The sequence below is a fragment of the Pseudidiomarina sp. CB1 genome (assembly GCF_024752025.1).
Lineage (GTDB): Bacteria > Pseudomonadota > Gammaproteobacteria > Enterobacterales > Alteromonadaceae > Pseudidiomarina.
Window position 1 is genome coordinate 1,011,628 of the sequence record NZ_JANTPU010000001.1, and the last position, 23,388, is coordinate 1,035,015.

General features: G+C 51.0%; 18 protein-coding genes. 5 read left to right on the forward strand and 13 right to left on the reverse strand.

What is annotated here, in order from left to right; translation table 11 throughout:
• Positions 1 to 60: 60 nt before the first annotated feature.
• From purF to fabB, 10 genes are all read right to left on the reverse strand, one after another.
• Positions 61 to 1,581 (reverse strand): amidophosphoribosyltransferase, encoded by a 1,521-nt coding sequence (purF, locus tag NV375_RS04965; protein WP_126771057.1) that lies wholly within the window; start codon positions 1,579 to 1,581, stop codon positions 61 to 63.
• 20 nt (positions 1,582 to 1,601) lie between these two features.
• Complete coding sequence (locus NV375_RS04970; protein ID WP_126771059.1) at positions 1,602 to 2,087, reverse strand: CvpA family protein; 486 nt, start codon at positions 2,085 to 2,087, stop codon at positions 1,602 to 1,604.
• Positions 2,088 to 2,165: 78 nt separating this feature from the next.
• The gene (locus NV375_RS04975) at positions 2,166 to 2,732 is read right to left on the reverse strand and encodes an SPOR domain-containing protein (protein ID WP_126771060.1); all 567 of its coding nucleotides are present in this window, start codon (positions 2,730 to 2,732) and stop codon (positions 2,166 to 2,168) included.
• 2 nt (positions 2,733 to 2,734) lie between these two features.
• On the reverse strand, positions 2,735 to 4,012 hold the full coding sequence (folC, locus tag NV375_RS04980) for a bifunctional tetrahydrofolate synthase/dihydrofolate synthase (RefSeq protein WP_126771062.1): 1,278 nt from the start codon (positions 4,010 to 4,012) through the stop codon (positions 2,735 to 2,737).
• 10 nt (positions 4,013 to 4,022) lie between these two features.
• Positions 4,023 to 4,886, reverse strand: coding sequence for an acetyl-CoA carboxylase, carboxyltransferase subunit beta (gene accD / locus NV375_RS04985; protein WP_126771064.1), 864 nt, complete (start codon positions 4,884 to 4,886; stop codon positions 4,023 to 4,025).
• 98 nt (positions 4,887 to 4,984) lie between these two features.
• The gene (gene truA, locus NV375_RS04990) at positions 4,985 to 5,788 is read right to left on the reverse strand and encodes a tRNA pseudouridine(38-40) synthase TruA (protein WP_126771066.1); all 804 of its coding nucleotides are present in this window, start codon (positions 5,786 to 5,788) and stop codon (positions 4,985 to 4,987) included.
• Positions 5,785 to 7,521, reverse strand: coding sequence for a FimV/HubP family polar landmark protein (locus NV375_RS04995; RefSeq protein ID WP_126771068.1), 1,737 nt, complete (start codon positions 7,519 to 7,521; stop codon positions 5,785 to 5,787). Before NV375_RS04995 ends, truA begins: the two co-directional genes overlap by 4 nt.
• Before the next feature lie 56 nt (positions 7,522 to 7,577).
• Complete coding sequence (locus tag NV375_RS05000) at positions 7,578 to 8,594, reverse strand: aspartate-semialdehyde dehydrogenase (protein ID WP_126771070.1); 1,017 nt, start codon at positions 8,592 to 8,594, stop codon at positions 7,578 to 7,580.
• A gap of 10 nt (positions 8,595 to 8,604) precedes the next feature.
• Positions 8,605 to 9,777: a 4-phosphoerythronate dehydrogenase gene (locus tag NV375_RS05005; protein ID WP_126771071.1), complete on the reverse strand. Its 1,173-nt coding sequence runs from the start codon at positions 9,775 to 9,777 to the stop codon at positions 8,605 to 8,607.
• A gap of 102 nt (positions 9,778 to 9,879) precedes the next feature.
• Positions 9,880 to 11,094 carry a beta-ketoacyl-ACP synthase I gene (gene fabB, locus NV375_RS05010; protein WP_126771073.1) on the reverse strand — a complete coding sequence of 405 codons (1,215 nt, stop codon included), beginning with the start codon at positions 11,092 to 11,094 and terminating at the stop codon, positions 9,880 to 9,882.
• Between the two features lie 133 nt (positions 11,095 to 11,227).
• Between fabB and mnmC the strand changes: the two genes are divergently transcribed.
• Positions 11,228 to 13,069, forward strand: a complete 1,842-nt coding sequence (gene mnmC, locus NV375_RS05015; RefSeq protein WP_258807187.1) for a bifunctional tRNA (5-methylaminomethyl-2-thiouridine)(34)-methyltransferase MnmD/FAD-dependent 5-carboxymethylaminomethyl-2-thiouridine(34) oxidoreductase MnmC — start codon at positions 11,228 to 11,230, stop codon at positions 13,067 to 13,069.
• Here mnmC and NV375_RS05020 read toward each other — a convergent pair.
• The gene (locus NV375_RS05020) at positions 13,066 to 13,344 is read right to left on the reverse strand and encodes a YfcL family protein (RefSeq protein WP_126771077.1); all 279 of its coding nucleotides are present in this window, start codon (positions 13,342 to 13,344) and stop codon (positions 13,066 to 13,068) included. The two genes, mnmC and NV375_RS05020, sit on opposite strands and share 4 nt — an antisense overlap.
• A 180-nt stretch (positions 13,345 to 13,524) precedes the next feature.
• On the opposite strand from NV375_RS05020, the gene fldB reads away from it, so the two are divergent.
• A complete protein-coding gene (gene fldB, locus NV375_RS05025) occupies positions 13,525 to 14,067 on the forward strand; it encodes a flavodoxin FldB (RefSeq protein WP_126771079.1) in 543 nt (180 codons plus the stop codon).
• A 10-nt stretch (positions 14,068 to 14,077) separates the two neighbouring features.
• On the opposite strand, the gene NV375_RS05030 is transcribed toward fldB, so the two are convergent.
• The gene (locus tag NV375_RS05030; protein WP_126771081.1) at positions 14,078 to 14,521 is read right to left on the reverse strand and encodes an HIT domain-containing protein; all 444 of its coding nucleotides are present in this window, start codon (positions 14,519 to 14,521) and stop codon (positions 14,078 to 14,080) included.
• 43 nt (positions 14,522 to 14,564) lie between these two features.
• Between NV375_RS05030 and NV375_RS05035 the strand changes: the two genes are divergently transcribed.
• Complete coding sequence (locus NV375_RS05035; RefSeq protein ID WP_258807188.1) at positions 14,565 to 16,937, forward strand: zinc-dependent metalloprotease; 2,373 nt, start codon at positions 14,565 to 14,567, stop codon at positions 16,935 to 16,937.
• A gap of 71 nt (positions 16,938 to 17,008) precedes the next feature.
• Here NV375_RS05035 and NV375_RS05040 read toward each other — a convergent pair whose 3' ends face one another.
• Positions 17,009 to 18,643: a M28 family metallopeptidase gene (locus tag NV375_RS05040; RefSeq protein ID WP_126771085.1), complete on the reverse strand. Its 1,635-nt coding sequence runs from the start codon at positions 18,641 to 18,643 to the stop codon at positions 17,009 to 17,011.
• A gap of 184 nt (positions 18,644 to 18,827) precedes the next feature.
• On the opposite strand from NV375_RS05040, the gene NV375_RS05045 reads away from it, so the two are divergent.
• Both NV375_RS05045 and NV375_RS05050 read left to right on the forward strand, forming a co-directional pair.
• Positions 18,828 to 21,011, forward strand: a complete 2,184-nt coding sequence (locus tag NV375_RS05045) for a TonB-dependent receptor (protein WP_258807189.1) — start codon at positions 18,828 to 18,830, stop codon at positions 21,009 to 21,011.
• 102 nt (positions 21,012 to 21,113) lie between these two features.
• Positions 21,114 to 23,360 carry a S9 family peptidase gene (locus NV375_RS05050; protein ID WP_258807190.1) on the forward strand — a complete coding sequence of 749 codons (2,247 nt, stop codon included), beginning with the start codon at positions 21,114 to 21,116 and terminating at the stop codon, positions 23,358 to 23,360.
• Positions 23,361 to 23,388: the final 28 nt, after the last annotated feature.

Genomic DNA, 23,388 nt, shown 5'->3' on the forward strand with positions numbered 1-23,388 from the left:
CCAACTGCGCATTTCAACCATGCTCGTTCAATTCGATATTTCCCGTGGTAGAACCACGGGCTACTCGTCGTCGCTTTCGTTGTGCAACTCAAGATTGGCATCTTCCTCGCCATCGCCACCGTGACGCGCGACATCATTGCGTGCGGCGTCGAGACGATCAAGATAACTTTGATTGATGTCGCCGGTGATGTACTCGCCACTGAATACCGAAGTTTCGAACTGCTGAATGGAGGGGTTTTCTTCTTTTACCGCAGCGATCAAATCTTCAAGATCTTGATAGATTAAACCATCCGCTTTAATCAATGCATTAATCTCGTCAGCTTCACGGCCATGGCCAATCAATTCGTTCGCACTTGGCATGTCAATACCGTAAACGTTCGGGAAGCGAATCTCGGGCGCTGCAGAGGCAAAATAGACCTTCTTCGCACCAGCTTCACGAGCCATTTCGATAATTTGCTCTGACGTGGTACCCCGTACAATGGAGTCATCCACCAACAAGACATTTTTGCCGCGGAACTCAGCACCAATGGCATTCAGCTTCCGTCGCACTGACTTACGACGTTGCGTCTGACCCGGCATAATAAACGTACGACCAATATAACGATTTTTCACGAAGCCTTGACGGTAAGGTAAGTCGAGGACATTCGCCATTTCTAGCGCAATATCGCAACTGGTTTCAGGGATGGGGATCACCACATCAATATCAAGATGAGCATAGTCTTGCTTGATTTTCTCGCCGAGCTTACGTCCCATATTCACCCGTGAGGCATAGACTGAAATTTTGTCAATAAACGAGTCTGGACGGGCAAAATAAACGTATTCAAAAATACACGGACAGTGTTGTGGATTATCCGCACATTGACGTGAGAACAGCTCGCCATCTTCGGTAATATAAACCGCTTCACCTGGCTCAATATCACGCTCGTACTTGAAGCCGGTTCCGTCAATGGCAACACTTTCTGAGGCGACAATGTACTCGTTACCATTTGGTGTTTCGCGCTTGCCTAACACTAACGGGCGAATGCCCCATGGGTCGCGAAACGCCACAATACCGAAGCCGATAATCATAGCTACCACCGCATAGGCGCCACGGATTTGCCGATGAACACGACTTACCGTTGCAAAAACATCATCTGCTGTAAGCTCGAGGCTCTGTTGCTGATAGAGCTCATGGGCAAAAATGTTCAACAGAATTTCTGAGTCAGAGGTCGTGTTGATGTGGCGACGTGCTTTGGTGAATAACTGATCTTGGATCTCTTGGGCATTCGTAAGATTACCATTATGCGCCATGGCGATACCGAACGGTGAATTCACGTAAAACGGCTGTGCCTCGGCAGAGCTTGAGCTTCCCGCGGTCGGATAGCGAACGTGTCCGATCCCCACGCGACCGGCCAAACGATGCATGTGGCGTGTATGAAACACATCACGTACGAGGCCGTTCGCTTTACGCAAGCGCAACGTATTGTTGTGCACCGTCATGATGCCTGCGGCGTCCTGCCCGCGATGCTGCAGCATGGTTAAGCTGTCATACAACGCTTGATTGACCGGATCTTTACCTACTATACCGACGATTCCACACATGCTAGAACAACCTCATTGACTTAATTGGGGAGGAAACTCGAAGTTTGCTCGAAATACTCAAAAAACCATTGGATAAATACGCCGAAATGCGGGATCAGCAATGACTGCTGCCACCAATCGGTGCCGGCAAGACCGGTAAAACTATCCAAGAAAAACAGTAAGGCGCTGACAATTAAAACACCGCGCAGCGCACCAAACACACCACCAAGCACACGGTCTGTACCGGTAAGTCCCGTTTTGTGAACAAGCTGCCCCATCACGTAGTTCACGACTGCGCCAACAATAAGCGTGGTAATGAATAGCGCCAATGCAGCAACCGCATTACGCACAATGGGATCATCGAGACCGGTGAAATAAGAGGCGAGATCGGCGTAGTACCAACTGGCAACAAAAAACGCCGCTACCCATACGACCAAAGACAAGGCTTCTTTGATGAAGCCGCGTACCAAACTGACTAAAGTCGACAAGCAGATAACAATTAAAATAGCATAATCGATCCAGACCATAAGGAAGTTCCTAAGGCTGTTTAAGACGCGCGCAGTTTAACAGAAAAACAGCTGAAAAACGCCACTTTTTATTTAGCTTTACGGTTCGTAACTGACAACCCGACCGGAAAGACCTGTGAGCTTTTGTAATTCGGGAAGTTGTGCTTCAAGTTCGGCTTCGCTAAGCGCTGGCCCGACGAATAAGCGGGTAAGTGTTTTGCCATTCACTTGCGCCGCTTCGCTGTAGGCAGCAAAGCCATGCTCCTGCAGTTGCTTAATTAGTGCAGCAACCGACTCGGCATTACTAAAGGCGCCTAATTGAATCACATAACCTGGCTCAGACAAGGAGGTGGTTACCGGTTGTGCAGGCTCTGTGTTGACCTCTTCGCCCGCAGGTTCGGCAACGCGAGGCGCATCTTCTGCGGTAAGCTCGACGGTATCAGGCAACGGCTCCATTTCATCAACTTCGATCGGTGTACCAGCGAGTTCTTCACTCGGTAGAACCACGGTTTTCTCAATCACCTCAGCATCAGGTTGCATCGGGATTGCTGCTAACTCTTGCTGTTGCTTCACCTGCTTCCCATCCAGCAACTCTGGCAAAATAATGACTGCTAATGCAATTAAGATGATGCTACCTACGATACGGTTTTGAAGTTGCGACGCCATGCTTACTCCGCTTGAGGAATTTGACTAACAGTGTAAAACGAGCCACACACCAATACTAGTGTTTCTACGCTTTCCCGCTGCGCCTCTGCACAAGCCGCCTGGTAGGCGTCCGCAACCGTCGAAAAGGTATGCACCGATGCAACACTACCGGGCGCCATTTCGTCCGCTAAACGCAAAGCTTTAGCTCCCCTAGGGCCTGCTAAATCGGCGAAAAACCACTGCCCTACCACCGGCGCTAATGCAGCTAATGTACCGCGAATATCTTTGTCGTGGAGCATTCCTACAACGGCCATGATGGTGTAATTGGGAAAGCGGCTGCGGATGTGCTCGGCTAAAAATGTCGCCGCATGGGGGTTATGTGCGACATCCAGTAACACATTTGGTGAGCCGGGACGAAACTCAAGTCGCCCATGTTCACGCGCTGTCTGAAGCCCCTGCTTAATCGCCTGTAAAGACACCGGTAAAGCCAGCTTTTCGAGAGCCTTCAGTGCCGTAGCAGCGTTCGGTAACGGTAGCTGCGGTAGCGGTAGCTGCCGCAGGACACTGGATCGCCCAACGTAATCCCAGGTTTCAGTATCAGCATTGCGCCGATAGTGAAAATCGCGACCTACCCGTGCGGGCTCAATGCCACGCTGCCTTAACTCAGCCAAAACAGTAGCGGGAAAATCAGGCTCGCCGATGATTGCTGCTTTGTCAGGGCGGAAAATACCTGCCTTTTCCCGCGCGATGCTTTCGCGATCAGGACCAAGAAAAGCGACGTGGTCGATACCTACAGAGGTGATCACACCAACATCAGCAGCGATACAATTCACTGCATCAAGACGCCCGCCCAGACCGACTTCTAAAATCCAAACGTCCAATGCTTGCTGCTGTAACAACCAAAATGCCGCCAAGGTACCAAACTCAAAGTACGTCAGTGACGTGTCACCCCGCGCTTGCTCAACCGCGTTAAACGCCTCAACGTGGTACTGTGCATCAAGTTGCTGAGCATTGATGCGCACCCGTTCCTCATAATCCACTAAATGTGGTGAAATATAGACACCGGTAACATAACCTGCGGCGCGCAACATCGTCTCAAGGTAGCGAACAGTGGAGCCTTTGCCGTTGGTACCAGCAACCGTGATCACCTTCGCTTGGCCAGGCGCAATTCCTAAACGTTGCGCGACCGCCTGTATTCGCTCTAAACCGAGATCAATTTCGCTAGGGTGCAGGGCTTCTAAATAGGACAGCCAGGCATCAAGCCCGGCTGTGACAGAAGGTGGTTGAGGTGTTGCGCTCATGAGCGTTTGATCAATACTCGTCCGCCAATGGCGCATGGTGTTGGAACTTCGCCAACAATGCAGCGATGCGGTTACGCATTTGCCGACGATCAACGATCATGTCAACGGCGCCATGGTCCAACAAAAACTCTGCACGTTGAAAGCCTTCAGGTAAAGTTTCACGCACTGTTTGCTGGATCACGCGAGGACCAGCGAAACCAATCAAAGCTTTCGGTTCGGCAATATTAACGTCGCCCAACATAGCTAAACTTGCAGAGACCCCGCCCATCGTCGGATCAGTTAACACCGAGATAAACGGTAGCCCTTCTTCACTCATTCGCGCGAGCGCTGCCGAGGTTTTCGCCATTTGCATCAGTGACATTAAAGCCTCTTGCATACGCGCACCACCCGATGCCGAAAAGCAAATCAACGGAATACGCTCACGTAGACAAACTTCTGCAGCTTTCACAAAGCGAGCGCCAACTACTGATGCCATGGAGCCGCCCATGAACTCAAATTCAAAGGCTACAGCAACCACAGGCATACCCTTAAGTTTGCCCTTCTGCGCAACCAAAGCGTCTTTTTCACCAGTTGCTTTTTGCGCTGCCGCGATACGATCTTTGTATCTTTTTGAATCACGGAATTTAAGAATGTCTTTCGGTTCTAACTCCGCACCAATCTCGCTCGCGCTATCGCTATCAAGAAAGCTCGCAAGTCGACGTCGTGCCGACATACGCATGTGGTGATCGCACTTGGTACAAACATGCAAATTGCGCTCTAGATCTGCGCTGTAAATAATGGCATCGCAACTGGTGCATTTCGTCCACACCCCTTCTGGGATGTTGCGGCGTTTACCACTTTTTGGTTTTGCAAGAATTCGCTCAATCCAGCTCATATCGTGTCTTAATTCTCTGTAAATGACTTCGGCAAAGGCCCTAAATTCCCTGTATTAAAGCATACTCTGCACTGACCTTGCAGTAAAAAGTGGTCTTATTAGTGGTTTGCCTCTGGCAACCACAGGGGCCCGGGGGGCAACACTGGCAGTGCATATTGTTCAGGGTAATCCACCTGAACGAGATACAAACCTTCGGCTTTCGCTGTGGCGGCTGCCAAAGTACGGTCTTGTTTTGCTAAGAGTTCCGCGGGCCATGCTAGCGACTGCTCGCCGCGTCCGACCGCAAGTAAGGTGCCGACGATATTGCGAACCATATGATGCAAAAAGGCGTTTGCGGCAATATCAACGACAATAAAATCTTGATGACGGGTAACATTGATATGCGTAACGCAACGATTTGGCGAATGCGATTGGCATTGTGCAGCGCGAAAAGAGCTAAAATCATGCTCGCCGAGCAGGCCTTGCGCTGCTTGATGCATTTTATCTGCATCAAGCGCAAAGTGGTAATGGCTGACGCCGCGCCCTAAAATGGCCGGACGTAAACGCGTATTGCAAATAATGTAGCGGTAACGTCGACCTGTCGCACTAAACCGCGCACTGAAGTCCTCAGGGACCTGTCGCACCCAACGTACAGCGACGTCGTGTGGAAGGTTGCTGTTGATGCCCATCGTCCAAGCTGCATCACTACGTGGTTCTTGGCTATCGAAATGCACCACCTGACCGGTCGCATGCACGCCGGCATCAGTACGCCCAGCACAAACAACTTCAACGGGGTGGTTTGCAACCTTACTTAAAGCTTTCTCAAGAACCTCTTGAACGGCAACGACCTCGCGCTGCCGTTGCCAACCAAAATACTGACTACCATCATATTCGATACCCAGCGCGAAGCGCGTACTACTCATCGACCGCCCTGTTCAGCTAACTTCTCTAATAATTCTGCCGCATCACGCTCGGCTTCTTCATCACCACAGCCCTTAATACTCTCAAGTAACTCACGTGCATCATCGATTTCGCCCATATCAATATAGACTTGGGCTAAGTCGAGTTTCGCCGCTGGTGACTTGCTTTCATCGAGCATGGCTTCGGTACCTAAATCAATTTCATCAGAATCGCTGCCTTCACCGCCTAAAGCTTCATTGAGCTTCTCTTTATCATAAGGATCTTCTTGCTCTTCACTGGCTTCGGTTTCAGCTTCTTCCATCAAACTTTCAATCGACACATAGTCTTCGTCATCTTGACGCTCTGCTACATCCTTATCGCCAGCTTCATCTTCATCCAGACGCAAGCCGCCAAAGGAATCTAGGGCGTCCTCAAGTTCTCCACGGGTGCGTTGCTCATCATCCAAATCTTGTTGTTCGACTGGTTCGGCTTCAGCAACACGAAACTCAGCAATATCTTCCGCAGGTTCAGTCACTTCCGATTCTGGTTCAGTTTCCTCACTCGGGAAATCCATCGCCAACAGTTCATCGACTTCTTGCGACATCGGATCCGTATCATCATCGCCTTTATCGGTTGCCGAGGATGCGTCCGACGCATCGTTTACATCTTCATCACCACGTTCACGCAAATATTCATCGAGGTCAACATCGGTCACTTCCGCATAGTCGGGTTCTGCGCCTTCTTCTTGCCAATTTGCTGACTCTTCATGTTCTGTTGGCTCGACTTCTGGTTCGACTTCTGTTGCGTCTTCTGCGCTCGCGTCTGGCGCCGAACCACCTTCTTCGATTTCACGATTAACGCGGCGTATGTAGAGCGCAAACCCGATAATACCGAGCAAAATAATCAGCAAGCCGCCAACGATGGCTATTTGCAGCGGCTTCAACAACCAATCGAGCCACGTTTCTTGCTTCCGCTTGCTGATGACCGGCGGTGTCTTGGTTTCTTGCTCAACTTGTTGATTTGCGGTGGTTGTCGCAGGGACAGGCTCCGCTTGCTTCGTTTCGGTGGCTGGCTCAGCGGCAGGATTCAATGTCTCTGGCTCGGCAGCAATGGTGTCGCTGGTGACTTCTTCATTGCTTAATTCCTGCGCCATCAATTCCATTTCTGATGATGCTTGTTGTTCCGCATCAGCTCGGGCACGCAGCTCATTCAGCTCGCGCGTAACCGCAGCTAAACGACTTTGTAGTTCACTATTTTCACCTTGCAAGTTTTCGATCAAGTCGATCGAATCAGACAATTGAGTACGCAGCGCTTGCATTTCGGAAACCGAAATCGCAATTTCATTTTCCACACTGGTATCAGCAACCGGCTCAGAAGCATCGTCGGCGGTTTCCGGTGTTGTTTCTGCCGCATCAGCGGTGGTGTCCGCAGAAACTGCACTGACTGCAGGCTGCGCTGATTTGACAGCTTCACCAACAACCGGGATATCCAAATAGAATCCCGTCAACATAAAGTCCGGACGGTTATCGCGGAAGGCGCGTGGGTTAGCAGCGACAATGCGGTCCATCATATCGAACATACTTACGCCTTGCTGGCGACCATAGTAACCGGCAATACTCCACATAGTGTCGGTGGGTACAATCGGACCAAACTGATCGGGTTGCCAGCGCGAAGCACGCGCCCCCTGTTGCGCTACGGCTACGGCTGAAAACGCCACGACCAGTGCCAATGCTGCCGCTATGATAATCCGTGCCATCACTTTCCCGTCCTTATAGCTGTCATTATTGGAACTAAGTGAAATCAAAAACTTACTCAAATATAGTCTTTTATCAAATGTTCAGCAATTTGAATACTGTTGGTTGCAGCACCCTTGCGTACATTATCCGCCACTACCCATAAGTTGAGGCCCTGCGGATGCGAAATATCATTGCGTACGCGTCCAACAAAAACATCGTCGTGCCCAGTAGCATCGCTAACCTGCGTCGGAAAATCCTCATTGGCATCCAGCAACACCACACCCGGAGCTTGCCGTAAAAGATCCTTTGCTTGTACCGCATCAATCGGCTGCTGAGTTTCAATATGCACGGCTTCGGCATGCCCATAAAACACAGGAACGCGCACGGCTGTGGCGTTCACGCGAATGCTCGGGTCACCAAATATTTTCTGCGTTTCCCACACCATTTTCATCTCTTCTTTGGTGTAGTCATTATCCAAAAACACGTCAATTTGTGGAATGCAATTAAACGCCATTTGCCGCGCAAAAAAGTCGTTTTCTAAGGGGCGCCCATTCATCAAGCTCGCCGTTTGTTGCGCCAAAGCGTCCATCGCTTCTTTACCAGCACCCGACACCGACTGATAAGTTGCCACATTGATGCGTTCAATACCAACCGCATCATAAATTGGTTTCAACGCTACCAGCATCTGAATCGTCGAACAATTCGGGTTAGCGATAATATTGCGATTGCGAAAGTCCGCTAAGGCGTGAGCGTTCACTTCGGGTACAACTAACGGAATATCTTCTTCGTAGCGAAACTCAGAGGTATTGTCGATGACAATACACCCGGCTTCAGCGGCACGTGGCGCAAAGGTCCGTGAAATGCTGCCGCCCGCAGAAAAGAAGCCCAGCTCCACTTGTGTCCAGTCAAACGTGTCGGCATCAAGAACTTCAACGTCTTCGCCTTTGAAAGAAATAGTGGTTCCCGCGGAACGTTGACTCGCCAATGGGAATAACTGTGCAACCGGGAAGTCTCGCTCGGCCAGTAGTTCAATCATATGTTGACCCACCAACCCTGTAGCTCCTAAAACCGCAACATTAAATGCTCGCGCCATGACTGCCCCTTTACTCTATCTGAAATGTTAATTGTGTTAGACGCTTACGCCAGTTTTCGTCCTGCGCCCAAGTTCCTGTTTGCAAGTGTAGCTGACTCAACTCAGCACGCACAGCGTAGTTCCGCCGCAAGGCATCAAATTCAGTGGCCGTCAGTCCAGTTTGTCTTAATAGCTGGTCATCTTGACGGATGTCATACACCTGCAACACCCAATGCGCCAGCGTTTGCCAGTCTGGCGCCTGCGGCGCATGCTGAAGGCGCGACTGACCTTGCGCGTAGCTTTGCAGGAATCGTTGAAAACTTGGCAATTGTAGAGCTAAGCCTTGATCCGTCAACCACTTTTTCAATAGTTGCCAGCTCCCACCAAGCTTACCGGCAAAGCTGTGTCCAGCGATATGTGGCGTTGCTAAGGACACTCTCTTTACCACTTCTTCATGCAACTGCGGCTCATGTTCCCATACATCAAGTACCACTTGGAGTTGTGTATCCTCACGCAAGTGCGTCAGCAATGCCTGTTCGTCGATCACAGGCCCGCGACTAGCATTAATGAGCATTTTCTTCTGCTCAGAAGCAGTAAAGGTCTCGAGCGCACGAGCATCAAACAAATGGTGGGTTGCATGCTCACCCTTCGTAACCAATGGCACATGAAAACTGATAACTTGCGACGCGAGCACCCGTTGCCAGTCTGCATGCACATGGGTAGCACCTTGCGCAACAAGTGGAGGGTCATAGTAATGCACTTTCAACCCTAGTCCGGTCAAACGCTGTCCAGCCGCAGTCCCAGTATTGCCAGCACCAACAATAGCGACTTCACCGTTAGGCAGGCTACCGTTTTGTAAGCTTAATGCCGCCACCGCACTTACAACATAGTCGCCGACTGCGTTTGCATTCACCCCTGGGCAGTTGTGAAAGCGTATTCCAGCTGCTTTGAGCGCAGGTCTATCAACATGATCGGTGCCAATGGTGGCTGTTCCCAGCCACTTCAAGTTTGGCGCGTGGGCGAGCAAGCCAGCATCAACCGTCGTCACTGAGCGGATAAATAATGCATCAGCGCGTGCGAGCAGCTCCATAGGCGGTTGCCGTTCGCTATAGGTACTCACCTCTAGCGGCGTCGAAGCCTGCGTGTTTAACACTTCGATAAGACGGGTAAAGCCAGGTAGGTTGGCATCGGCAACAAGTAACATAGACCTTCGCTGTCACAGCAAAAACGATAAGGCTAGCATACAAAAAGGTGCGCCATGGCGCACCTTTTTATTCATCGCTACACTTTGGTAAGTCTAGCCGTGTTAGTTCTGATACTTACGCAATACCAAGGTTGCGTTGGTGCCGCCGAAGCCAAAACTATTCGACATCACAGTCGTCAATTCCGCTGGTTGCATTGCGGTTACGATGTTCATGTCTTGTGCTGCTGGATCTAAATTCTCGACGTTAATCGAAGGGGCAACAAAGCTATTGTTCAACATCAACAGCGAGTAGATAGCTTCATGCACGCCCGCAGCACCAAGTGCGTGACCGGTCATTGCTTTGGTCGCACTAATCAGCGGTGTTTGCTCTGGGAACACTTCACGAATCGCTTCAAGTTCCTTGGTATCACCCACCGGCGTGCTGGTACCGTGCGTATTCAGGTAATCAATCGGGGTATCGACTGTCGACATTGCCATTTGCATGCAACGCACGGCGCCTTCGCCCGATGGAGCAACCATGTCATAACCATCCGACGTTGCGCCATAACCGACGATTTCACCATAAATCTTCGCACCACGAGCCAAGGCACTTTCAAGCTCTTCGATAACCAAGATACCGCCACCACCAGCTGGGACGAAGCCATCGCGATCGGTATCGTAAGTACGTGAGGCTTTACTCGGCGTATCATTGTATTTGGTGCTCAGCGCACCCATGGCATCGAATTCCATACCTAGGGTCCAGTGCAGTTCTTCACCACCGCCGGCAAAGACACGATCTTGCTTACCAAATTGAATAAGCTCAAGAGCATGACCGATACAGTGTGCAGACGTCGCACACGCCGAACTAATGGTGTAATTCACACCTTTAATTTTAAATGGGGTAGCTAAACACGCAGAAGTGGTTGATGCCATACAGCGTGGAACCATGTAAGGCCCTACCCGCTTAACACCTTTTTCGCGCAAGATGTCGGCTGCTGCCACTTGGTGTTCACCAGAAGCGCCGCCGGAACCGACCACCAAACCTGTACGTGGATTGGACACCTCGTCTTCATTCAAACCTGCATCTTCAATAGCTTGCGCCATGGCCATGTAGGCATAAGCGGCAGAATTCCCCATGAAGCGGAATGCTTTACGATCGATATGATCAGCTGGGTTGGTACGTACCGGTCCCCAGACTTGGCAACGCAAGCCCATGTCGGCAAATTCTTGAGAAAACTCGATACCAGAGCGGCCTTGTTTAAGGGACTCTAGTACTTCTTGTTGGTTTAAGCCGATACTGGACACAATGCCCATACCGGTTATCACTGCTCTTCTCATTCTGGTTTCCTGTCTTGCTGAGCGCCTGTGTATGGTAGCTGTTCTGAATAAAAAAGTGGTCTGCTTTCCGCAATATTACCGAATTATTGTTACACTATTGCGCACTATCCATATGCCAGTGTACGGATGTCCTGTGACCGATTCCACTCACGCTCAAATACATTTTAATGAATTCGGTATGCCCGTGGCGACCGCCTTCGACGATATCTATTTTAGCAACCAAGATGGGTTGGCCGAAAGCCATTACGTCTTTTTACAGCATAATGATCTCCCGCAGCGCTGGCAATCACACCCACTCGATACCTTTGTCGTTGCCGAAAGCGGCTTTGGTACTGGCTTAAACTTTCTCGCCACTTGGCAATGTTTTTTAGAGCATGCGCCAACTGCACTTAAGCTACATTATATCTCATTTGAGAAATTTCCTCTGCGCCAAAGCGATTTACAGCAAGCACTAAGTGCTTTTCCACAGTTGCAAGCGCTTGCGCAAGAACTGATACAGGCCTACCCGGCCGCAGAACCGGGTTGTCATCGACGCGTATTTGCCAACGGTAGAATAATCCTCGATCTTTGGCTCGATGATATTCACGCTGCTCTCCCACAGTGGTTAGTACACGCGCAACAAAGTGTCGACGCGTGGTACCTTGATGGTTTTGCACCTGACAAAAACCCTGACATGTGGCGCGCATCATTGTACGAAGCCATGGCTAGCAGCGGCCGTCCGGGCGCTACCTTTGCAACCTTTACCGCCGCCGGAGCGGTACGACGCGGACTTCAAGCTGCCGGTTTCGCCATCGAAAAAGTGAAAGGTTTTGGCCGCAAAAGAGAAATGTTACGAGGCCATTTACCCGTTGCACAAGACCATGCCACCACAGCATCAAGCGCGACCCCACGGGAAGTGACCGTGATCGGTGGCGGCATCGCTGCGGCATGCACTGCCTTCGAATTACAGCAAGCCGGTTATCAGGTCAAAGTGATCAGTCCCGCAATTGCAGATGGTGCCTCGGGCAACCCTCAAGGAGCTGTGTACCCGCTCCTTCATGCGGAGCGCAGTCCGCTCGCTGAGTTTTTCACGCAAGCCTTCGGCTACGCCTGTCAATTTTATGCGCAAAACTGTGCGCAAGACTGGTATCCCTGTGGCGTCGTACAATTGGGATATACCTCAGCGCGCGCCGAACGCTATACGAAAATCAGTCGGTCTACGGATGAGCAAGGCCCCGGTTATGCCCCGCAAACCGTCCGCTATTTAACTGCAAGCGAAACGCAAGCACTCTGGTCTGCGTTGCCAGCTTACCCGAGTCTCTGTTATCCGCAAGGTGGGTGGTTACGTCCGGCGGCTATCGTTGCGCAGCTACTTAAGGACTGCCACGTCGAACACCAACTACTTGCCAACGTAGAGCCACAAGCACAAGGCTGGCAGCTTACTTTCGCCGATGGGTCAACACGTCACAGCCAAACCGTCGTGCTCGCCTGCGGTGCGGCACTGAAACAGTTGCTCGAATCCTTTGCGGTGCAACTACAGAACGTGCGCGGACAAGTCACCCAAGTCGCCGCGACCGCAGTAACCCAACACTGCCCGGTGGTGGTGTGCTACAAAGGCTATTTCACCCCAGCAGATCAAGGTAGGCATTGTGTGGGTGCGACTTATGCGCGGGACAGCGAAGATTGCCGAACACGCTCCATAGATCGTGACGAGAATATGGACAACCTGCGTGATAATTTAGCACCGGCAAACTGGCCTCACGAACTCAAGCCGATAGCCGATCGCGCGGCGGTGCGTAATACCACTCGGGACCACTTGCCGATGGTCGGTGAACTCGCACCGAACTTATGGGTGATTGGTGGTTTAGGTTCGCGAGGATTTACTGCGGCGCCGTTAGCGGCTAGCACCCTCGTTGCAGCGCTGCAGGGCCAGCCATTACCAATGCCCGCAAGCCTTTGGCAACGACTGCAGCCGCAACGTTTGCAAACACGCTAAGCGGCAGCCTGTTCCAGACGTGCAATCATGTCGGCAATGTGCTGCTGGTCTGCGGGGGCTAATTCATGTTTGGTTTGTTCGACGGCAGCGCGCAAGGTCGGCAAAACCGCCTCAGCCTTGGCCTGTTCTTGCAGTTCAAGTTGCGCGACAACTAAATCAAAGTGACCACGCAAATAGCCGCTGGCAAACAATTCATCATCAGTACCTTCGGCTACGGCTCGGTCAAAAACCTGCTCCAAGCGCTCAATATAAAGTGCAAAATCCTGCTCTGCCACGCTGTCTACCTCGCTTATGACTTATTGGTTAGCTATCAAAGGTTAGCTATGAAAGGTTAGCTATGAAATTAGCTCTCACCGTGAAGCGGCGTAGGATACCACATGGCACACGCAATCTGATACACTTAGCACCATCATGTTTGGCAATAGCAACACACCGAAAAGGAACCCAGCGCAGTTATGACGGCAGCGACCCCACTTCCCCAGATTGGTCTGTTTTATGGCTCAACCACTTGTTTCACAGAAATTGCCGCGGAAAAAATTCAGCAGCAATTCCCAGCCGGACAAGTCGAGTTGTTCAACATCAAGGATGTGCCATTGCAACACGCAGAAACCTTCGACGTGCTGATCTTCGGTCTCTCGACCTGGGACTTTGGTGAGATCCAAGAAGACTGGGAAAGCCATTGGGAAGAAATTGCCGCACTTGATCTTAATGGTAAAGTCGTGGCGTTGTTCGGCATGGGAGATCAAGTCGGTTATACCGATTGGTTTCAAGACGCACTCGGCATGCTGCATGATGAACTGGCCGCCAGCGGCACCGTGCGCATCGGTTTTTGGCCAAATCAAGGCTACGACTTTGCCGCATCAAAAGCACTCACAGAAGATGGCGAGTTTTTTGTGGGGCTCGCCCTCGACGAAGATAGCCAATACGAATTCAGTGATGACCGTATTGCGCAGTGGGTTGCGCAAGTCAAACAAGAGCTAGCCGAAGTCTTAACCTAACGCTATTCCGCTAGTCTTCCAACTGCAAGCGTTGCCGCCAAAACAAACAACGTTCGGCGGCCTCGTGCTCGGTATACGGCTGCCGCGGCGAGTGCCCCCACACCGGGCCCGGCCATGCTGGGTCTTGCGGATGACGCAACACAACATGTATATGCAGTTGCGCGACCACATTGCCAAGTGCCCCCACGTTCAGTTTAGCCTGCGGTTGCCACTGTTTTAAGGCACGACTTACTTGCTGAATTTCAGCAGCCAACTGTACTTGCTCCACCTCTGGAAGCTCCAGAAATTCAACCACTAAAGGCTTTCGGGGCACCAAAATCAGCCAGTCGTAACGCACATCATCAAACAGCAACACCTCACACAATGGCAATGCACCTAGTCGCAAAGTATCGTGCGCTAACCGCTGATCGAGGGTGAAGGCATTACTTTCATTCGCAGGTTTGTTATAACCCATACATGACTCTCTTATTCTTCATGCTTTCTTTAAGGACAACCTCATGAAACACTTCATGTCGGCATTGCTGGTTATGGTTTGTTGGCTTGCGAGTAACACGGCGTACGCGAACACCCCAACCATCAATGAATTTACCGAATCGATGCAGCCCCACCAAGGCTTTTTTACTTTTTATCATGATAGCCAGAACGGTAACGTGTATCTGCAAGTACCGCGAGCACCACAAAAGTTTATTTTCCAAACCAGCCTACCATGGGGCTTGGGTTCCAATGACATCGGACTCGATCGTGGGCAACTTGGAGCCACCCGACTCGCGAGTTTTTACTTGGAAGGTAACAAAGCACTGTTAATACATCACAACACCTTCTTCCGCGCCAATTCGGATAATACCGCCGAGCGGACGAGTATCGATGAAGCCTTTGCCGACTCAGTGATTGCTGGTTTTAGCGTGGTTGCAGCGAATGAGACAGCCGTGCTCATTGACTACACGCCTTTCCTACTCAGTGACACCCATGGCGTCGTTCAGCGCTTGCAACAAACCGAACAAGGTAGCTATAAAGTTGCCGCGGATCGCAGTGTGGTTTATCCAGCGCGCAGTAAAGCTTTCGTCGACAATACCGAGCTAGAGGCGAAGGTCACTTTTAGTGGACAAGGTAAAGGTCGCTATGTGCGCCAAGTTGCACCGGATGCTGATCACCTAACCCTACACCTGCATCATTCGTTCATTCGCTTGCCTGACGACAATTACACGCCACGTGAGTTTCATCCACAAAGTGGCTTCTGGGCTGAAGAGCATCGCGATTACGCAGCACCGCTAGGTCAGCCCATGGCGGTAAAATACATTCCTCGTCATCGTTTACAAAAAGGCGAGACCATTACCTATTACCTTGACCCAGGCGTACCCGAGCCCGTCCGCACCGCTTTGCTTGATGGTGCGCGCTGGTGGCAGGATGCGTTTGCGGCGGCCGGTCACCCGAATGGCTTTGCGGTGAAAGAATTACCCGCCGCAGCTGACCCCATGGATATTCGCTACAATGTGATTCAGTGGGTCCATCGTGCCACCCGTGGTTGGTCTTACGGTTCATCAGTCATCGACCCGCGTACTGGTGAGATACTTAAAGGTCATGTGACTTTAGGGTCATTACGTGTGCGTCAAGATATGCTTATCGCGCAAAGCCTATTAGCCCCTTACGCCGATGACTTTACTCCGGAACAACAAGAGCAACTCGAAAGTACCATTAAAGCCATGGCGCTGGCACGAATTCGCCAGCTATCAGCGCATGAAGTGGGTCACACCCTTGGCATTGCGCATAACTTTGCCGCCAGCAGCCGCGATCGCGCCTCGGTGATGGATTACCCACATCCGCTCATTAGCCTAAGCACTGAAAACAATGGCCTTACCCTTGCCGGCGCTTATGCCGAAGGCATTGGTCTATGGGATAAACAAGTTGTGCGTTATGGCTATGGCGACACGTCCTTAAGCGCCATTCTGGATGAGAATCAGCAACTTGGCTTAAGCTTTATTTCCGACGCCGATGCACGGCCCGCTGGTGGCGCCCATCCCGATGCGCACCTCTGGGACAATGGCAGCGATGCCGTTACTGAATTGGAGCGGGTTTTGGCCGTGCGCCGTACCGCACTGCAACAATTCGGGCTCGCCAACCTAGCGAATGGCGCCGTGGTTAGCGACCTGCGTACCCTCTTGGTGCCGCTGTATTTGCTGCACCGTTATCAAACCGAAGCCGCGGTAAAAATGCTCGCTGGTGTGCACTACAACTATGCAGTGAAGACCGCGGACAGCAGTGCCGCAGATGTAGCTACGCGACCAGTCAATGCAGCACAGCAACAGCGAGCTCTCGCCATTCTTACAGCGACCTTGACCACCGAACATTTGCAGCTACCACAGGCCGTTGAGAAATTATTATTGCCGTATGCCTATGGCAGCAGCGCTACCCGAGAGAATTTTACTGGGTATACGAGTTTGGTACCGGACGCAGACACCATGGCGGCCAGTACCGCCCGTTTCACCCTGCAGTTATTGTTAGATCCAGCTCGCCTGGAGCGCTTGGCGCAACAACAACGATTTGATGCCGATATCCCGTCTGTCACCGACGTACTTGCGAGCATCGCCACTGCAGCGATCGCACCAGCGCACAAGGTTAATGCCAGTAGCACCGAACAACGTTTGGCTTTTGAGGCATTGACGGCAGTAGTTGAGCTCTCTACAAAAGCACCGACGGGTGTCGTCAAATCAGCGACCTTCGTGTTTTTGCAAGAGCAACTCGAGCGCTGGCAACAGCAACCCGTAAGTGCGCATCAGCGTTTCATTGTGCGCGCTTTGCAAGGCCTCTTACATGAACAACGCGACTGGCCACTGACACCAGCTCCAGCTTTGCCGCCGGGCTCGCCCATTTAGGCTGATTACTTAGCAAAAAAAAAAGCGCCCTGCATCGCAGCGGCGCTTTTTTTATCAGTGCAATTGTCGCTTTAATCTAGATCGGCAAAAAACGAGTCCGGCAACCATCGTGGACGTTGCTCATCGTTGGCAATCGTTTTACCAATCTCAAAGTTAATATTGGTAAACACCACACCAGCCTCATAGTTGATGGGCAAGCTCGGTTGATCGCTTGGACGGTGATAGTGCTCAGCGAAGAACTCGCCCCAGATCTTGCCGCCATCTTCATCTTCACCTTTAGCGGTAAAACCAGTCATTAAGAAAACCGCTGGAACGCCTTTTTTCACAAACGGATAATGATCTGAACGGGTAAAAATAGCTTGTTCTGGCATCGGATCTTCACTCAACTCGATACCGTATTGCCCTGCTGCCTCAGCCACTGAGTCACCCAACGTTGAATGGGTAGAGCCAAACGCGATAACGTCAGCAAAGTCATACAACAACACCGGCATATCCAAGTTTACGTTTGCAACAATCTGCTGTAACGGTACGGTTGGGTAGTGGGCAAAATAATCGGCCCCCAACAAGCCACGTTCTTCGGCGGTGACTGACAGGAACAAAATGGAGCGCTTCGGGCGTTCTTCAGCTTCAACGAACATGCGCGCCGTTTCCAGTAACACGCTCACACCGCTGGCGTTATCCATGGCGCCATTGTTGATATGATCATCTTGGCTCAAGTCTTGGGTTACGCCGATGTGATCCGAGTGTGCGGTATACAACACATACTCGTTCTGCAATTCCGCATCAGCACCTGGCAAAATCGCTGCCACATTCGGGCTAGAGATCTCTTCATGGCTTGATTGACGCGCTAAAGTGACCTTGCTATTCAGTTCGAATGGCTTTGGCTGTTCACCTTTTTCAAGCTGTGCAAACACCTCATCCAAACTAATCGCAGCATTTGCGAACAACGATTCTGCGGCACGATAGTCAACATAAGCAGAACCTTGTAACTTTTTGTACGTCACATTAGGTTCGCCCTCTGGATTTAACCAGGTCACCCGCGGTGCACGTTGATACATCGCACTCACTTTGAATGGGCGAACTTCTTCACGCATTGGTGTATGCAGTGTGATAACACCAACGGCACCACGCTCCGCAGCAAATTTAGTTTTACTACTGTTTAAATGTGCCCCCTCTTCACTTGGAAGCTCCTCCGGGCGACCAGAAACCATCATGACCACTTTGCCATCCACATCAACGTTGGCATAGTCATTCAAGCCAAACTCTTCGGACACCAAACCATAACCGACAAAAACAACCGGTGCGGTGACCGTCGACTCAGTAGTATAAGCACTTGGTCCGGTAAGAAACTCTTCACCATATTCAAGTTCAAAAGTTTCAGAACCGGTATCGACGATCATTTTCGCGCTACCTTCGACCAATGAACTACGCCGAAACGCAATACGCTGATAATAACTGCCGTTATCGCCTGCTGGCTCTAGCCCTAAAGCTTGAAACTGTGCAGCAATATACTGCGCAGCGATTTCGTGGCCACGACTACCAGTGTCACGTCCTTCTAAGGCATCACTTGCCAGAAATTCTAAATGCGACTGCAGCGCATTTGCATCAGCCGAGACCGTCGCAGTCTCAGCCTTCGTCGTTTGTTCGCCGCAGGCCGTCAATAACGCAGCCAACGCCGCTGCGCTGACCCAAGTTTTTACTCGCATAAGTTCAGGTTCCTATCACTCAAGATCAAAAAATTCGTCCGCTGGAAGTGTACCTAAGCACAACTCAGAACAGAAGCGATTGCTGTAGAGCTTTGTAATCGTTTGTTTCAAATTCTAAGAAAGGCTTGAATTGTTATAGTATAACATTACAATAAATCCAAAATGATCATCCGAGGACGCAACTATGATGAAGTACAGCCCGATCGCACTTGTGGTAGCCCAGCTGCTTGCACCTGCAGCCTACGCCCAAGATGAGAACAAAGATGAACAACACCAACACGAAAATACTGAAGTTATTGTGATCAACGCATCACCATTAGCACGCACTGAGCTTAACTCAGCGCAGCCAGTATCAGTGATTAGCGGTGATGAACTACGTGAAAAACAAGCCCACACGCTTGGTGAAACCCTTGCGCATGAACCTGGTATTAACTCGACCCATTTCGCTCGTGTTGCCTCTAGTCCCATTATCCGCGGCCTTGATGGTCCGCGTGTCAAAGTAACCCAGAATGGCCTAGATAGCGCGGACGTATCGCGCGGCAGCCCTGATCATGCTGTCACCACCGAGACATCGGTGGCACAACAAATTGAAATTCTTCGTGGTCCCGCAACCTTGCTGTACGGCAGTGGCGCTATTGGAGGAGTTGTGAATGTCGTCGATGAACGCATCGCTCAAGAACATGTTGGTGGCACCCGCGGCTTTTTCGGCGGTAACCTAGCAAGCGTCGATGATTTACGTGATGTGAATGCCGGCGTAAGTACTGACATCGGCAATACAGTATTACACGTCGATGGCTTCGCCCGTAGTAGTGACGACTACCAAGTACCAAGTTTCACCAACGATGAAGGCGAAACAACCGACACCATTGAGAACTCTTTCGTTGATGCGCAAGGTGGTACACTTGGTTTAAGTTACTTATTTGACGGCGGCTTCATCGGTGCATCCTACGCACGCCTTGACCAAGAATACGGCATTCCAGGCCACCATGCACATGAAGAAGAACATAGTGAAGAGGAGCACAGCGACGAACCACACGAAGAAGAAGCACACGAAGAGGAAACCGGTCCATTCGCCGATCTCAAACAAAACCGCTGGCAACTGCATGCCGGTCTAGAAAACCCATGGCAAGGTGTTGAACAACTCTCGGTTCGTTACGCTTACACTGACTATCAGCATCAAGAAATCGAAGATGCCGCGCCGTCAACCACCTTCACTAACGAACAGCACGAACTCCGCGTGACCGCCAACCATCAGCTTACCGACCAATGGTACGGTGCTTTTGGTTACCACGGCTTCTTGCAGGAGCAAGCAGCTTTTGGCGAGGAAGCCTATACACCGGCCAGCGAAACTGACCGCCACGGCCTCTTTTGGTTGATCGAAACACGGGAGAATAAACTTAATTACCAACTCGGTGTACGTTATGAGAATGTCAGCATCAACGCTCCAACCGTAGAACTCGGTCGCCAACAACATGACTTTGACCCATTATCGGCATCATTCGGCGTAACCTATCAATGGCACCCTGCTGTTATGTTCAATGCCAATTACAGTTTCGCGCAGCGCGCACCATCGGCGAACGAAATTTTTGCCAACGGCGCACACTTAGCAACACAAACCTATGAGTTAGGCCTGAACTACGACGTTCACGCAGAAGCTGAACATTTGTACGTGATTGAGCCTAATGAACGTTCGATCGAACTCGAAACCTCACATTCTTTAGACCTTGGGGCACACTTTGAAACGGGTGAAAATCACTTAAACATTAACCTGTTCGTTAATCGTGTGAACAACTTTGTGTACGAAAGCTTTACCGGCTTGAACAGCGTTGATTTAGCTTTTGACCACGATGACCACGCCGACGAAGAAGTGCATGAAGGGGAGCCTGAAGGCGAACACGATCATGAAGAAGGCCTCCCTGTCGTGCAGTACAATCAAGAAGATGTCGTGTTATTTGGTTATGAAATCGATGGTCGTTGGCAATTAGCACCTAACTGGCGCTTAGATGCCTTTAGCGACTACACTCGCGCATACGCTATCGATAACAACGCAAACCTGCCACGTATTCCCTCACAGCGTATTGGTGCTGAATTTACCTATAACGAAGGTAACTGGGAATCGAGCCTTGGTTATGTCTGGTATGCAGAACAGAATCGAGTTGCTGCTAACGAAGAGCGTACACCAAGTTATGGCCTGCTAAATGCGCAGTTTAACTGGTTCCCGCAAGGCTTCTCACGCTATAACTTAAGTGTGTATGTTAAAGCTGAAAACCTGACCGACAAACTCGGCTACGTTCATACCTCGTTCTTGAAGTATGACGCTCCTGTTGCTGGGCGTAACTTCAGTATCGGCTTGCGAGGTGAATTCTAGCGCAAACCCGCTGCGCTTTATCGCAGCTTGACCGAGCTCGCTTGCTGCTTTGTTACACTGAGGTCACTATTCGCGAACTTTAGTGTCGACAAGGAAGCAGCAATGCGAGCTCTGATTTTTACGCTACTCCTAGCTACGCTCACCACCTCTGCCGTTGAGGCGCAGTCCGCCGCTGCGGCGGAAAACTTCGGTGAGCAACGGCTGAGCATCGAGCGGATGTTTTCTGCTCCTGACCTGACCACCTCAGCGCCAAGTCAACTGCGTTTTTCTCCCGATGGGCAGGTCGTCAGTTATTTACGCGGCAGTGCCGACAACCCCAACATTAATGATTTATGGCTTTACGATATTCGCAAACAAGAACATCGCCGTTTGGTCGCAGCCAGCCAACTGGTTGACGACCCAGCGGCAATGTCTGCAAGCGAGCGAGCGCGACGCGAGCGCCTGCGCATCCGCGCCAGCGGCATCGTTGATTATCAATGGGCCAATAACGGCCAACACTTATTGATTCCACTCAGTGGTCAGCTCTTTCTCGTCGATCTTAAGTCTGCCAACGTTACCCCATTAACTGACAGCAACAGCAGTGTTACCGATGCGCGCTTTTCGCCACAAAGTAACTTTGTCAGCTTCATTGAACAGAACAGCTTGTTCATCCTCGAACTCGCCGAAAACCGTCGCCAACAAGTGAGCCCAGCAGCCACCGAAACCCTGCACTACGGCGTGGCCGAGTTTGTTGCGCAGGAAGAAATGAAACGTATGACTGGCTATTGGTGGAGTCCTGATGAGCAAAGTATTGCCTTCACCCGAGTGGACACGAGCCCGGTCGATCTACAAACACGTACCGACGTGTACGCCGAGCGCACCGAAGTGGTGCAACAACGTTACCCTTTTACCGGAACAGCGAACGCCGATATTGACCTAGGAATTTGGCAGCGCGATAGTGCTGAAACGACTTGGTTGAAACTTGGACAACGGCATCAAGAAGGTTACTTGGCTCGCGTTAAATGGTTACCCGATAGCTCTCAGGTCAGCTACCAATGGCAAACCCGCAAGCAACAACAGCTCAGCCTCTATTTACAGCCGCGCACGGGCGGTGACGCGACCGCAATTCTTAGTGAAAGCAGTAACACTTGGGTGAATTTACATGATGACCTCATCTTCTTAGCCGACGCGCGCCACTTTATTTGGGCCTCTGAACGTAGCGGCTACAAGCACCTGTATTTGTATCGCACCGATGGCAGTTTGATCCGCCAATTGACCAGTGGCGAATGGCAAGTTGATCGTGTTGCCGCCGTCGACGACACCACTGGCTTTGTGTACTTTATGGGCCGCAAAGAAACGCCACTGGAACGCCACCTCTATCGGGTGAGTATGACCACTACCAACCCGAGCCAACCAACTCAGCTGACCCAAAGGCAAGGTTTTCACACCGTCGATTTTGCCCCCAACCAACGCAGCTATATCGATTACTATTCGAGCAGCACACAACCGCCGCAAGTCAGCTTGCACGGCCCTACAGGAGAGCGCATTGCCTGGTTGCATGAAAACCAAATTAACGGCAGTCATCCGTTAGCTCCTTACCTTGCACATTGGTCGTACCCGGAGTTCGGTACCCTGCGCGCCGACGATGAGCAAATTCTGCATTATAAAGTAACGAAACCTGCGGTCATGGTCGACAACCAAAGTTATCCGGTCGTGGTGATGGTCTACGGCGGGCCTCGAGCTCAGCGCGTGACCAACAGCTGGGGTGATTATTTTACGCAATACTTGGCACAGCAAGGTTATGTGGTATTCCATCTCGACAATCGCGGCAGCGGTCATCGCGGCAAACAATTCGAGCAAGTTATCTATCGTAACCTTGCTCAAGCAGAAGTCGCCGACCAAATGAAGGGGGTCAAATTTTTGCGCAGCTTGCCTTACGTTGCCGATGACAAGATTGGCGTATTTGGGCACAGCTATGGCGGCTACATGGCCTTGCATTTAATTTTACGTGCGCCTGAACACTTCAGCGCTGCAGTTGCCGGAGCCCCAGTTACCGATTGGCGTTTATACGATACGCATTACACCGAGCGCTATATGGGCACGCCGCAAGACAATCCTGAAGGTTATCGGGCAGCCGATGTTTTAAGCTACGCAGACAGCCTTAAGCAACCGCTGTTGATCTATCATGGGATGGCCGATGACAACGTACTCTACACCCATACCGCGAAGCTGACGTATGCCTTGCAGCAAGCAATGTTGCCGTTCGAGCTTATGGCTTACCCTGGCAAACAACATGGTCTTCGCGGGCGCGAAACATCAATACATCGGTACCAGATGATCGCAGACTTTTTTGCCCGCCACTTACAATAAGATATACTAAGCGCATCGATAATCCTCA